Here is a 12,753-nt window from a genome sequence, read left to right on the forward strand (position 1 = left end):
TGGGCGTACATACGAGTATCGACGCGAGCGGCGCTCACGTCGTAGGTCCGATCAGAAGATCGGACACCCGGAGGTACAGACATGCGCAAAGTCGACGTGGCGTCGCCGCGTCAGCAGCGTGCCCGTCTCGTATGCGCCAGTTCCCGTCACAGGAGAGACTGTAACCGGTTCACACCCTTTCCGACCAGATGTATAGGAAATCTGTCTCGGATCGTGGTCCGTCATGTAGGCGACAGTCCGCTCCACCGGGGTGTCCGACGACCCGCAAAAGCGTCGAGTCCTTCGGCGATGTCCGGGGAACGCAGCACTGCTTCCTTGGCATCGTCGGTGACGTTCCATCCGACGGCATCGGCTTCGGCGTAGAGAGCGTCGATCGCCTTCAAGCTCAAGCTCACCGAGGTGGGGGAGGACTCGCAGATCTCGGCCGCCATCACCAACGCCTCGTCGAGTGCCTTGCCTGGCGCAGTGACCACGTTGACGACGCCCAGGTCCCTGGCCCGTTCGGGATCGAGTGTGCGGCCGGTGATCAGCAGTTCGCGGGCGATGTTGATCGGAAGTGCCCGAGGTGCCCGAAAGAGTGCACCGGACGTCGCAACCAAACCACGCTTGGTTTCGGGAAGGCCGAATTGTGCTGTGGCAGAGGCGACGATGAGATCACAGGCCAAAGCGATTTCGAAACCTCCACCCAGTGCGTATCCCTCGACTGCAGCGATCAGGGGCTTGTTCCGCCGGCGCCGAATGACGCCGTACTCACCGCCGCGAGGCATGCGAAGGTCGGCCCGCTCTCGGATATCGGTTCCGGCGCAAAAGATGTTGGGGGTTCCGGTGATGATGCCGACCCACAGATCAGGGTCGTCGTCGAGAAGATTCAGCGCGGCTTCGATTCCCTCGGCAGTCTCACGGTTGATCGCGTTACGGCGTTCTTCGCGTTCGATCCTGACGATGAGAACGCGGTCATGGCGTTCGGTGGAAACAGTCGACATAATTGGACTGTAGTCCACCTATCGGAGGCGGAGGTGCGTCACCTCACGGGACGGACATTGGACACATTCCGGACGGTGGCGAAGACTGTGTTCTGAGGCGGAGAAGGGCAGGTCGACGTGATTTCCAAACGAGAACAGAACAAGCGCGACACCAACGACAGGTTGCTCTCGGCTGCACGAATTCTGTTCTCGGCGCAGGGTTTCGCCAGCACGACCGTCGACGACATCGCCGAGCGAGCCGAGGTGTCGCGAGCCACCTTCTTCAATTACTTCCAGGGCAAGGACTCGGTTCTCGAGGCGCTGCACAGTGATCATCTCGATCAGCTTGCGACACTGGTGGATCAGCTCATGGAATCGCCGATGTCGACTTCTGATCGGATCTCCCGGATTTTTCAGGACTTTGCGCAGCAAGCGATCATGCATCCGCGCTATCTGCGCATGGTGACTGCGGAACTCGAGCGTGACTTCGCCTCCTCCGGAGCGGGGGCGGCCCACGATCATCGGTTCCACGTGGAACTTCTACGGATCGTCACTGCCGGGATCGAAGCCGGCGAAGTGCGATCGGACTATCCGCCGCTGTTTCTCGCGCAGATGATCGGCGGTACGTACGGCGCGTTGGTTCGCTTCTGGCGGCAAGACGCCGACTACGACGTGGTCGGCGAATTCGATCGCGGAGCGAAGTACGTGGCCGAGGGCATTGCCGCTCGCTGAACTGACTCAGGGAGTGGGCACTACCAGGGGCAGCATCTGCTGGACGCTCTCCGAAAGATAGTTCGCAGCAGTCTGATCGCCGGACAGATGACGCAGCAGACTCTGCTGGAACAGGCCGTCGAAAATCGCGTACATCGCCGGCGAGGTGACCGAGGGTTCCACGTCGAGAAGCCCGGCATAACGAGAAACGATGCGCCAGATCATGTTTTCGAGACTCTCGTCGATCGCGGCGACGTCGGCTCGGAAGGACTCCTCGAACATCGACTGCGCGCGCAGGTCGTACCAGAGACGGTGCATCGTCGGTTCGTCGATCATGGTCTCGGCCAGCAGTGCCCCGAAACCGGTTTTCAGTTCCTCCGGCGTCTGAGCGGTGGCGACGATGCCGTCGTAGCGGGTGACGCAGCGCGCCTTGTAGTGGCGGACGCAGTGGGTGATCAGGTCGACCTTGTCGCTGAAATAGTAGTGCAGGACGCCGTGTGAGAACTCCGAATTCTGGGCGATTTCGCGCAGACTGGTGCGTGCGTAGCCCAGTTCGGCCAGCGTTTGCAGCGCGGCCTCGGCCAGTTGATCGCGCCGCTCGGAGAATTTGTCGACCTGACGACGTGACACCTTGTCGGCGTTGGTGCGCTTGTCTGTGTTGGACCGCTTATCCGACGAGGTGGGCACAGCATTTTTCACTGCCCCACTTGACTTCTCGACTGTCGTGGTCACGATGGCACGTCCTGTTCCCTGCGATTTCCACAGCGGCACGATCGCCGCGTCCGAATCAGTGTAACCCCTGGTCTTTGACGAGCGTGTAACAAAATCTTGACAGTCGTCAAGATTTCTCTTGACACTCGTCCAAATTTGAATACTCTGTGACTCACACCACTTGGCAGCGTCGCTGTGAACGGTGGCATCGCGAGAGTCGTTTCAGTCATGGAGGCAGTCGAAAATGAGCGTGTTTGATCTCGAGGGACGAAAAGCACTGGTCACAGGTGGTGCCAAGGGGCTCGGAGCCGGAATGGCTGAGGCGTTGGCGAAGGCGGGAGCGTCGGTGATGATCGGCGACGTTCTCGAAGACGAGGGTCGCGCCACCGCGGAAGCCGTCGGTTCGGGCGGAGTCAAGACCGGCTTCGTGAAGCTGGACGTCACCGACGACGCCAACTGGGAAGAAGCAGTTGCTGCGACCGCGGAGACTCTCGGCGGCTTCGACATCCTCGTCAACAACGCCGGCATCGAGATTTCCTCGCTGGTGGTGGACCTCGATCCGGGCGACATCCGCCGCATGTGTGAGGTCAACATCCTCGGAACGGCGCTCGGAACCAAACACGGACTGCGCAGCATGCGTCCGGGTGGCGTCGCCGGAACCGGCGGATCCATCATCAACATTTCGTCGGTCGCCGCAACCATTCCATTTCCCGGCATCAGTGGTTACTCCGCGACCAAGTCCGCGGTCGACCGCTTCACCAGGGTTGCTGCAGCCGAGTCGGGCAAGCTCGGCTACGGAGTCCGCGTCAACTGCATCTACCCGGGTCTTGTTGCCACGGAGATGGGTCTCGGACTCGCAGCGGACATGGAGAAGCTCGGCCTCTGGCCCAGTGCCGAAGCAGCCGTCGGCGACGTCATCGGTCTCACCCCGCTCGGCCGTCTCGGCGAAGTGAACGACATGGCGGACGCCGTGGTGTTCTTGTCCTCCGACGCCGCACGATTCATCACCGGTATCGGCCTTCCCGTCGACGGTGGCATGGGCATGTAACTCGCCCCCCAATTCGCACGTACGCCCTTCTCTCGTCCCCCTTCTCACGTCTCCGAAAGGTTCCACGAACATGTCCGAAAAGAAGCCAGTCATCGTCTACGGCGTCTCCGGGTATACCGGCCGTCTGGTGTGTGAATACCTGCGCGAGTTCAACATCCCGTTCATCGCGGCCGGCCGCGACGCCGCTCGCATTCAAGAGGTTCTCGACAAGATCCCCGGTTTGGACACCGTCGATCACGAGGTCGTCGAGGTCGAGCACACGGTCGAGGCGCTCACCGAACTGTTCACCGGAGCTCAGGTTGTCAGCAACATGGTCGGCCCGTTCATCAAGCTCGGCGGCACCGTCGTCGAGGCCGCCTTGAATGCCGGTTGCCACTACATGGACACCACCGGTGAGCAGGACTGGGTACTCGACGTCCAGGAGAAGTTCAGCGACAAGTACCAGGAGAAGGGCCTGCTCCTCTCGCCCGGCATCGCTCAGATGTACACCACCGGTGAGATCGCGGCCAACATCGCATTGGAAACGCCGGGCCTCGACACACTCGACATTCTGGTGCTGTGGAAGGGATTTCCCACTTACGCGTCCACTCAGACGATCTTCACCATCCTCAAGGCGAACTGGTACTACCTCGAGCAGAACAAGTACGTGCAGTGGGCGCCCGGCCAGACTTTCGACGTCGTCGTTCCCGGCCAGCACGAAACTGCGCTTGCATTGCCGTGGGGCGGAACATGCCACCCGGTGTGGTTCAAGAACGATCCGCGAGTTTCCAACGTCAAGGCTGCGGGCGGAGTGTTCGACCGCACCGTGATGGAAGGTGTTGTCGCGACACAGAAGATCGTGGAGGAGCAGATCAAGACCCTGCCCGCCGACGAGCAGGAAGCCGCCTTGGCCGAGATCGCAGGTTCGGTGCAGGCCGGCATGCCACCGCGTGAGAACCCACGTATCAACACCTCGATGGACTCCGTCTACGCGTCGGGCCCGCTCGGTCGCTCACACGTCGTGATCCACGGCAACTGCAACTACAAGCAGACCGGACTCCTGCACGCATACGCAGCGCATTCTCTAATTCAGCAGGCACCCAAGCGCACCGGACTCGCCTCGGCCTGCCAGGCATTCGGGCATCGCGAACTGCTCGGCGCGCTACGCAGTTTCGGGCTGGCACTGGAACCGGAAGTAACCATCAACACCTAGTCCACGCCCTCGTCATCACGTTCACGGCTCCCGGCGTACATCGCGCCGGGAGCCCCGCCCTGGAGGCTCCCCATGCGTTTGACCGACTATCTCGACAAGGGAGCCTCTCTTGGTTCCACCGCACCGTGTTTGACGATGGGGGAGCGCACGCTCTCCTACGGCGAGGTGCAACAGTTCAGCCGTCGCTTCGCAGCTTCGCTCGCGGCATCGGGCATCGCGCCGGGCGAGAAGGTCGCGATTCTGTCCGGCAATGATCCGATCTCGTTCTCGTGCGTATTCGGAATAAGCCGGGCCGGCGGTGTCTGGTGTCCGATCAATCCTCGCAATGAAGCTGCGGAAAACCGAGATCTGTTGGATCTGTTCGATTGTCGCGCTCTCTTCTTCCAGAAGTCGTACGCCCCGCTGGTCGACCAGATCAAGGATGCGCTTCCCCAGTTGGTGACGCTCGTCTGTATCGACGGCGAATGGGATTCGGCACAGTCCCTCGAAAGCTGGCTCGGGGAAGAAGAACTCGACGCCGCGGCGCCCGACGACGTCACCATGCTGGTCGGCACCGGTGGTACAACTGGAAGGCCAAAGGGAGTGATGCTGACTGGGCACAACATCGAGACGATGACGGCCATCACGTTGATGAGCTATCCGTTCGAAGGACGACCGGTGTATCTGGCGCTCGCGCCGTTGACTCATGCCGCCGGTGTTCTGTGCTTCCCGATCATGGCCCTCGGCGGCGAAGTGGTGATCATGCCGAAGCCCGATCTCGGATACTTCCTCGCGAACGTTCAGAAGCACAAGGTAACTCACACCTTCCTGCCGCCGACGCTCATCTACATGCTGCTCGAGCACGAGGCCCTGTCGGCCACGGATCTCAGCTCGCTGCAATGCTTCTGGTACGGAGCGGCGCCGATCTCCCCGACCCGGCTAGAGGAGGCGATCGACAAGATCGGCCCGGTCATGGCTCAGCTGTTCGGGCAAAGTGAAGCTCCGATGATGATCTCGACGATGTCACCGAAGGAGCACTTCGGCTCGGACGGCACTGTCGCAACGTCACGACTTTCGTCGGCGGGTCGACCGTCGCCGCTGGTGACCGTGGGGATCATGGATGACAAAGGCGCGCTGCTCGGACGTGGCGAGCGTGGCGAGGTGGTGATTCGCAGTTCGTTGGTGATGGCGGGCTATTACAAGAACCCTGACGCAACCGCGGAAGCGTCAGCCCACGGCTGGCATCACACCGGCGACATCGGGTACCTGGACGAGGACAATTTCCTGTTCATCGTCGATCGCGCCAAGGACATGATCATCACGGGCGGTTTCAACGTCTACTCGGTCGAGGTCGAGCAGGCGCTCATGGCGTACCCGGGGATTCAGGACTGCGGAGTGATCGGGTTGCCGGACGACAAGTGGGGCGAACGTGTTGTGGCAGTGGTGCAGCCACACCTCGGCGCCGAAATCGACGGCGCCGAGGTAATGGCTTTCGTGAAGGCTCGCATCGGAAGTGTGAAGACTCCGAAGCAAGTCATCGTCTGGGACGATCTACCTCGCTCCAAGGTCGGCAAAGTTCTCAAGAACGAGATCAAGAGCGAGCTGGCTGGCTGAGATCACGACTCGCAGACCACGTCTTCTGCCGGCAGTGAGCCGTCGAGCAGATACGAGTTGACGGCGGCGTTAGCACAAGTATTCGCGTAGCTGGGGAACACCGCATGGGTACGACCCGGAACTGTCACCAGCCGTGAGCCTTTCATGGCTTCATGCATACCAAGTCCTTCCTCGTACGTCGTGCGGGTGTCTCCGGTTGCCTGGATCTGCAATGTCGGAACGGTGTTGTCGATCTCGATCCGCGTCGGGGCCTCGCTGCGCCAGAACGCGCACGGCATGATCGTGTTGTGGGTGCCGGCAAAGATCGGCTGATCATCCCGGTGCTCTTCCAACTTGTTGCGATACCACTGGGGATCACTCGGCATCGATACGTCGCCGCAGACGATGGCGATTGTTCCGGCATAGTCGGGGCCGGTACCCAGTTCGGTCTGGAACCACGCCTGCATCAGACCCGTCAGCTGGGGGTGGATGTTCTCGACGGTCTTGCCGGACGCGAGATCGCGCAACTGGACCAATACCTGTGCGAATGCCTCACTTTCCTTCTCGGTGTCCCCGGTTCCGTTGACGTACATCAGGAATGGAAGGACGTGATCGTCGACGGCGTAGTCGCCGATCCGAATCGGAGTGGTGGCTGCGTCCGAGATCAGCTTCTCGATGAGGGCGCGAACTTCGGCGGGCGTCGATCCGAGCGCATAGGTGGAGTTGCGTTCCGCTGCCCACTGTGAGAATCCGTCGATCGCCTTCTCGTTGGCCGGGCCCATGTCCTGGAACATCTCGTATCCGTACTTCTTCGGGTCCGGTGCACTGTCGAGAACCACACGATCGATCCTGTCGGGGAACATTTGAGCGTAGGTCGCACCAAGATAGGTGCCGTACGACCACCCGAAGTACGACGCCTTCTCCTGGTCGAGGGCGCCGCGAATCACGTCGAGATCGCGGGCGATATTCTGAGTATTGATGTGCGGCAGATAGTCCGGATACTTGTCCCAGCATTTGTCAGCGGCCTCACGTGAGAGCGCGACACTCTCGTTCCACCCTTCGTCCGTGGTACCCGGTGAACGCATCCATGACATCTGCTCGACGCCGCAGTCGATCGGCGTGCTCTTGCCGAGTCCCCGAGTGTCCATGCCGATGACGTCGTATGCCGCAGCGACTTCCGGTGTCATGCCCGCATTCAAGATCTCGGGCAAGCCCAGACCACGGCCACCCGGGCCGCCGGGGTTGGTGAGCAGGATTCCACGTCGCTGCGCTGGGTCGGTGGACGCGACCCGCGAGATCGCCACTTCGATTGTCTTCCCGTCAGGGGCAGAATAGTCCAAAGGCACTGTGACCATGGCGCAGTCGCTTGCCGTTGACGTTCCGGTGTCTGTGGCGCATGGTCCCCATTCGACATCCTGGTCGTAGAACGCGCTGAGATTTGGTTGTGGATCTGTCTGCGGGGCAGTAGGTTCCGAACATGCAGCCAAGGCGGGTACGGCGAGTGCGGCAGCGGCGACTGTGAAAGCCAGCCATTTTCGCGGTCGAGGCATGCGTGATCTGGGCATGATGGATCCAGTCATTGTCGTGTCCTTGTGTCGAGCCCGATTCGGGCAGCGTTGATCACCCCACTTCGAATGTGGGGGCTTATGAGGGGGTTCAGGGTCGAGATTGGCGGGCGGCGAACTCGGCCGCCACTGCCTTCGCGAATCTTTCCTGGGTGGCGGTTCGTCGATCCGCTTGGTGTTCGCGCAGTACCGCTACCAGACGAGTGGGTGAAGCACTCTCCGGTGCAGCCTGTTCAGGTAGCACGCTCTCGGTGAAGTCGCAGAACTGAATGGCAAGGGCCGCAATCGTGTCCGCGTCCGCCGGGGCGTCGGCGAGGGCGTCCATGCGAGTGATCAATTCGATTGCCTGCTCGCGGTTCGGCTCGGCCAACGCTCGGTGATGTGCGCTCAGGAGTGAATCGCAGACCTCGGGATCGCCCCCGGAGACCGTGAGCGCGAGGATCAGAAGTTCGCGCTCGTTGTCGATCCATGCTGTCGGCGCACCGGCCACGACGTACTGTGCGAGCACTTCGGAAAATGCATCGGGTAGTTCGGGATCGGCGTTGCGGCGTAGTGACTCGATGTGGGCACGTTGAACAGCGATCTGTTCGGCCTTGGTTGCCAATTCCTTGTCGAGGGCGTCCAGCGCGGACCGAGTGTCGTGAGCATCGCCGTCCAGGAGTTCGGCGATCTTGGCGACGGGGATCCCCAGATCGCGCAGACGACGGATCCGGCTCAGTCGTGCCAGGTCCACCGCCCGGTACATGCGGTAGCCGTTGGGTTGGCGTTGTGGTTCCTCGAGAAGCCCGTTCGAGTGGTAGTAGCGCACGGATCTGACTGTGGTGCCGGCCAAATTGGCCAGCTCGCCGATGGTCATCATCGTTCTGCCCTCCCGTGATCGAAGCGGATTCCGTCTCTGGAAACCATTCTCCAACCCTGACGCGGCGTCAGGGTCAAGGTTCGAATGAAGAACGTGACCGTTGACACGTTAAGGACGTGACCTTAACCTGGATTCTGTCCGTTACGACATCGTCGATTTCGAGGAAGTGCCCTGATGGCTACCCTTTTTCCTGCGGCAACGATCTTTCCGATTCCCACCGATCCGCTTGCGGCCTACGGTCCACTCGTTGCTCGCCGGAATCCCGAGTCGGTTACCCCGGCGCCGTACGAACACTTTGTGGTCAAGGCGGTCACTCCGACGATCGGAGCGGAAATCTCCGGTATTCGACTCCGTGGGGACCTGTCGGATTCCGTGATTGCGGAACTCCGCCGAGCCCTCCTCGAATGGAAAGTCCTCTTCTTTCGGGATCAGGACCTCGGCCGAGCGGATCATCGAGCTTTTGCCGAGCGTTGGGGCGATCTCGAGCAGCATCCGTTCTTCAAGTACACGCAACCCGGGCAGACGGACGTCGATGTCACGACACTTGCCAAGGATGCAATGGTCGGCGGAGTCGAGAACAACTGGCACAACGACGTCACGTGGCACGAGTTTCCGTCGTTCGCAGCGGTGCTTCGTGCAGTCGAGGTGCCAGAGGTAGGTGGTGACACGTTGTGGGCGGATACCGCAGCCGCCTACGACCTACTTCCGGAAGACATCAAGAAGCGTATCGACCCGCTTGTTGCAGAACATGATTGGATCAATTCTTTCGGTAGGTCGATGCCGGCGGATGCGGTCGAGATGTTGCGTCCGAAGTTCCCCGCTGTGCAACATCCGGTGGTTCGGGTCATTCCCGAAAGCGGCAGGCGGGTGTTGTTCGTCAACATGACCTTCACGCAACGGATCCTCGGTGTGTCAGAAGAAGAGTCGAACGAACTCCTCACGATGTTGTATCGACACGTCAACCGTCCGGAGTTTCAGGTCCGTCTCAAGTGGGAGCCGAATACCGTTGCCTTCTGGGACAATCGGACGTGTCAGCACTATGCCGCCAGTGACTATTTCCCGGCGCGACGCGTGATGGACCGAATCTCGATAGTCGGAGATCGACCGATGGGTGTTGCGGACTGACGAGCCCAACCTCTACTACGGGTAGTAGTAATGCAGCTCACATAGTTTTTCGACGCCTTGTCGATATGATTTCGACAAGGCGTCGATAAAAGTCGGCGTGACTCGGACCGACGACTTTGGAGCTTCCCGAATGTTCCTCGCCCTGCGTGAACTGTGGTTTGCGCGAAACCGTTTCCTCTTGATGGGTGCCGTGGTTGCCCTCATCTCGATCCTGATGGTGATCCTGTCCGGACTCTCGTCCGGCCTGGTCAATGACGGTGTCTCCGCTTTGCAGCGGACGCCGATTCAGGCGTTTGCCTTCGCGCCGGACACCAAAGCCGACTCGGCGTTCTCACGCTCGGTCGTCACCGAGGAGCAGGCGCAAGCATGGCGCACGCAACCTGATGTCCAAGACGCCGAGCTCTTCGGCAACATGATCGTCAATGCAAAAACTCGCAGTGGCACTCCTGTCGACCTCACGCTCTTCGGCATCGAACCTGGCTCCTTCCTCGAGCCGGTCTCCGCCGACGGGAGGGGACTGCAAGCCGACACGGACATCATCGTCAGCTCTACCTTCCGCGATGACGGTGTTGCGATCGGTGACACCGTGATACTCGATCGACTCGGTACGGAGCTGACAGTTGTCGGATTCACCGAAGACAAGCGCACTTTCGGTCACGTCGACGTCGCCTACCTGCCACTGCGTACTTGGCAGGAGGTTCACGCCGGTGCCAAGATCGGCGAAACCGCCAATGCCAGTGCCTATTCCGAAGCAAGTGTTGTTGCGATTCGGGGTATTGGTGGCGCGTTGCCGGACCTCGTGTCGGGCGATGCGGCGGCGGGAACGTCCGCAAAGACGCTCGAGGAATCTTTCGACTCCTCACCAGGCTTCTCCGCGGAAATGATGACAATGTCGATGATCAAGGCGTTTCTGTACGCGATCTCGGCGCTGGTGGTCGGTGCATTCTTCAGTATCTGGACGGTTCAGCGTGGTCGTGAACTCGCAGTGTTGCGCGCAATGGGAGCCTCCACCGGCTTCCTGCTTCGTGACGGCATGGCGCAGGCACTGGTAGTGCTGCTTGGTTCCATCGGCATCGGTGTGTTGCTGGGCTTGGGGCTCGGTTCGGGACTCGAAGGCGGGGGGATGCCGTTCGCCCTCGAGTCCGGCCCTGTCGTCAACGGCGCAGTGCTCTTGGCGGTACTCGGGCTGGTCGGCGCAGCCGTTGCCATCGTCCGCGTTACCCGTGTCAACCCGCTCACCGCTTTGGGAGAAAACCGATGACCACAGTCGAAAAGACCACAACCGGATTGGTATTGACCGCTGTCAGTCTTCGATTCGGTGACGGTGACTCCACCGTGCTCGCCCTCGACAACGTGAACCTCGAGGTCTCGGGCGGCGAACTTGTCGCGATCGTCGGACCGTCAGGCGCTGGAAAGTCGAGCTTGCTCGCTGTGGCCGGCGGACTCGGTCGGCCGTCGAGTGGAACGATTGTCATCGACGGCGTCGACGTGTCGGCGATGCCTGCCCGTGCCCTGGCCAAACTTCGACGAGACAAGGTCGGCTTCGTCTTTCAATCCGGCAATCTGATTCCAGCACTGACGGCGCGCGATCAGCTTCGGCTCATTCCCAAGCTCACGGGGAGGCCGGGTCGCGATCCCGAGGAATTGCTCGACTCGGTCGGTATGAGTCACCGTGCAGATCGTCGACCTGGTCAACTCTCCGGCGGTGAACGCCAGCGCGTCGGTATCGCTCGGGCTTTGATGAGCAATCCCTCGCTACTGCTCGTCGACGAGCCGACGGCTGCTCTCGACCGCAAGCGCAGCCATGAGGTGGTCGAACTGCTCTCGCGCGAAACCCACGAGGCCGGCGTCGCTACGATCATGGTGACCCACGATCACGACGTGCTCGGGCACTGCGACCGCATCCTCGAAATGGTTGACGGCCGATTGCGTCAGAGCGAGTAAGCCCACAAGGGGACTGGAGGAGATTCGGTGCCGAGGATCGATGCGCCCACTGTGGTCGAGCATCGTGCTGCTCAGCGCCGAGCCCTCCTCGACGCTGCACACGCTCTTCTGTCCGAGACCCCGGACCGCCCGCCGGGGCTCGGTGAGGTGGCGGCGAAGGCCGGGCTCGCCAGGTCGAGTGCCTACCACTACTTCCGGTCCCGGGAAGATCTCCTCAGCGCCGTCGTCGAAGACATGTTCCCGCGCTGGAACGACAAAATCGTCGAGGCGATGGCAGGCGCCGACGATCCGGTATGGGCGTACGTCGAAGCAAACCTCCAATTGGTTGCCGACGGGGAGCACGCGATAGTCGGAGCGTTGGCGACGCTGACCCCGCAAACATTTCGAGATTCGCGGATCATGGAAATGCACGACAGTCTGTGCTTCCTCTGGTCGAGGCCCTCCGTCTCCGTGGTGTCTCGGACCCGAAGCTCACCGCCAAGCTGATCAACTCGCTGGTGCATACGGGTACTGAACTGATCGAATCCGGTTGCAGCATGGAGGAAGTCAGGTCCGCAGTGCGTGAGGTCCTCGCGTGACGGGCTCAGGCAGCAATGAGATCCATCCGAAGATACTCGGTGATGCGGAGCAGTCTCGGGGGTTGGGATACGTCTGAGGAAAGTGCCTGAAATGCTTCGTCTTTCGCGACGAGACGCGGGGCGCCAAGGCTCACCTCCGTCTCGTCGACCGACAGTCGAGCGCTTCCCGCTTTCAAGACGTTCTGCACCCAGTCCGAGCCTGATCCGTACACCAGAATGAAGACGTAGCCACCGTCGACCGGATAGGCGTCGAGAGGCGTCCGATACGTTGCACCGGACGTGCGCCCGACGTGCGTCAGCACCGGCCACTTCCCGCTCGAGATTGCACGAGGATTGAACACTCGCTTGTTGACGTGTCCCCACCATCTCGGCATCGGCATTGTGATCTCCCTTCGCGAGAGCCTTACGGGTGTAAGGCAGGCTTACAGCTGTAAGGATGACTTACACCTGTAAGGTTGTCAACGTATTCGTTCCTCGGAGGGGGTC

At 61.0% G+C, this 12,753-nt stretch carries 12 protein-coding genes and 1 pseudogene; 8 read left to right on the plus strand and 5 right to left on the minus strand.

Annotation, left to right across the window (positions count from 1 at the left end; translation table 11 throughout):
* Window positions 1-221 precede the first annotated feature (221 nt).
* Window positions 222-983, minus strand: a complete 762-nt coding sequence (locus tag ACFWEM_RS04280; protein WP_378531436.1) for an enoyl-CoA hydratase-related protein — start codon at window positions 981-983, stop codon at window positions 222-224.
* Between the two features lie 117 nt (window positions 984-1,100).
* On the opposite strand from ACFWEM_RS04280, the gene ACFWEM_RS04285 reads away from it, so the two are divergent.
* Entirely contained in the window at window positions 1,101-1,694 is a 594-nt protein-coding gene (locus tag ACFWEM_RS04285; RefSeq protein ID WP_378531438.1) for a TetR/AcrR family transcriptional regulator, read from the plus strand.
* A 6-nt stretch (window positions 1,695-1,700) separates the two neighbouring features.
* Here the strand turns inward: ACFWEM_RS04285 and ACFWEM_RS04290 are convergent, their stop codons facing one another.
* Complete coding sequence (locus tag ACFWEM_RS04290) at window positions 1,701-2,360, minus strand: TetR/AcrR family transcriptional regulator (RefSeq protein ID WP_378532728.1); 660 nt, start codon at window positions 2,358-2,360, stop codon at window positions 1,701-1,703.
* A 268-nt stretch (window positions 2,361-2,628) separates the two neighbouring features.
* On the opposite strand from ACFWEM_RS04290, the gene ACFWEM_RS04295 reads away from it, so the two are divergent.
* The 3 genes from ACFWEM_RS04295 (at window position 2,629) to ACFWEM_RS04305 (ending at window position 6,217) form a co-directional block, all read left to right on the plus strand.
* Window positions 2,629-3,432 carry an SDR family NAD(P)-dependent oxidoreductase gene (locus ACFWEM_RS04295; protein ID WP_019745372.1) on the plus strand — a complete coding sequence of 268 codons (804 nt, stop codon included), beginning with the start codon at window positions 2,629-2,631 and terminating at the stop codon, window positions 3,430-3,432.
* Between the two features lie 70 nt (window positions 3,433-3,502).
* Entirely contained in the window at window positions 3,503-4,624 is a 1,122-nt protein-coding gene (locus ACFWEM_RS04300; protein WP_378531440.1) for a DUF5938 domain-containing protein, read from the plus strand.
* A gap of 72 nt (window positions 4,625-4,696) precedes the next feature.
* Window positions 4,697-6,217, plus strand: coding sequence for an AMP-binding protein (locus ACFWEM_RS04305; RefSeq protein WP_378531442.1), 1,521 nt, complete (start codon window positions 4,697-4,699; stop codon window positions 6,215-6,217).
* A gap of 2 nt (window positions 6,218-6,219) precedes the next feature.
* Here ACFWEM_RS04305 and ACFWEM_RS04310 read toward each other — a convergent pair whose 3' ends face one another.
* Complete coding sequence (locus ACFWEM_RS04310; protein ID WP_378531445.1) at window positions 6,220-7,776, minus strand: alpha/beta hydrolase; 1,557 nt, start codon at window positions 7,774-7,776, stop codon at window positions 6,220-6,222.
* 76 nt (window positions 7,777-7,852) lie between these two features.
* Complete coding sequence (locus tag ACFWEM_RS04315; protein ID WP_378446830.1) at window positions 7,853-8,620, minus strand: MerR family transcriptional regulator; 768 nt, start codon at window positions 8,618-8,620, stop codon at window positions 7,853-7,855.
* A gap of 174 nt (window positions 8,621-8,794) precedes the next feature.
* Here ACFWEM_RS04315 and ACFWEM_RS04320 point away from each other — a divergent pair, with 174 nt between their 5' ends.
* The 4 genes and pseudogenes from ACFWEM_RS04320 to ACFWEM_RS04335 all read left to right on the plus strand — a co-directional run bounded on the left by ACFWEM_RS04320 (window position 8,795) and on the right by ACFWEM_RS04335 (window position 12,267).
* A complete protein-coding gene (locus tag ACFWEM_RS04320; RefSeq protein ID WP_378531447.1) occupies window positions 8,795-9,745 on the plus strand; it encodes a TauD/TfdA dioxygenase family protein in 951 nt (316 codons plus the stop codon).
* A 130-nt stretch (window positions 9,746-9,875) separates the two neighbouring features.
* A complete protein-coding gene (locus tag ACFWEM_RS04325) occupies window positions 9,876-11,006 on the plus strand; it encodes an ABC transporter permease (RefSeq protein WP_378532730.1) in 1,131 nt (376 codons plus the stop codon).
* On the plus strand, window positions 11,003-11,689 hold the full coding sequence (locus ACFWEM_RS04330) for an ABC transporter ATP-binding protein (protein ID WP_230815256.1): 687 nt from the start codon (window positions 11,003-11,005) through the stop codon (window positions 11,687-11,689). The genes ACFWEM_RS04325 and ACFWEM_RS04330 overlap by 4 nt, the downstream gene beginning before the upstream one ends.
* Window positions 11,690-11,716: 27 nt before the next feature.
* Window positions 11,717-12,267 (plus strand): annotated as a pseudogene (locus ACFWEM_RS04335) (TetR/AcrR family transcriptional regulator).
* A 5-nt stretch (window positions 12,268-12,272) separates the two neighbouring features.
* On the opposite strand, the gene ACFWEM_RS04340 reads toward ACFWEM_RS04335, so the two are convergent.
* Window positions 12,273-12,647 carry a nitroreductase family deazaflavin-dependent oxidoreductase gene (locus ACFWEM_RS04340; RefSeq protein WP_378531452.1) on the minus strand — a complete coding sequence of 125 codons (375 nt, stop codon included), beginning with the start codon at window positions 12,645-12,647 and terminating at the stop codon, window positions 12,273-12,275.
* Window positions 12,648-12,753 lie beyond the last annotated feature (106 nt).

It is taken from the genome of Rhodococcus sp. NPDC060176 (genome assembly GCF_042728675.1).
Classification (GTDB): Bacteria; Actinomycetota; Actinomycetes; order Mycobacteriales; family Mycobacteriaceae; genus Rhodococcus_F.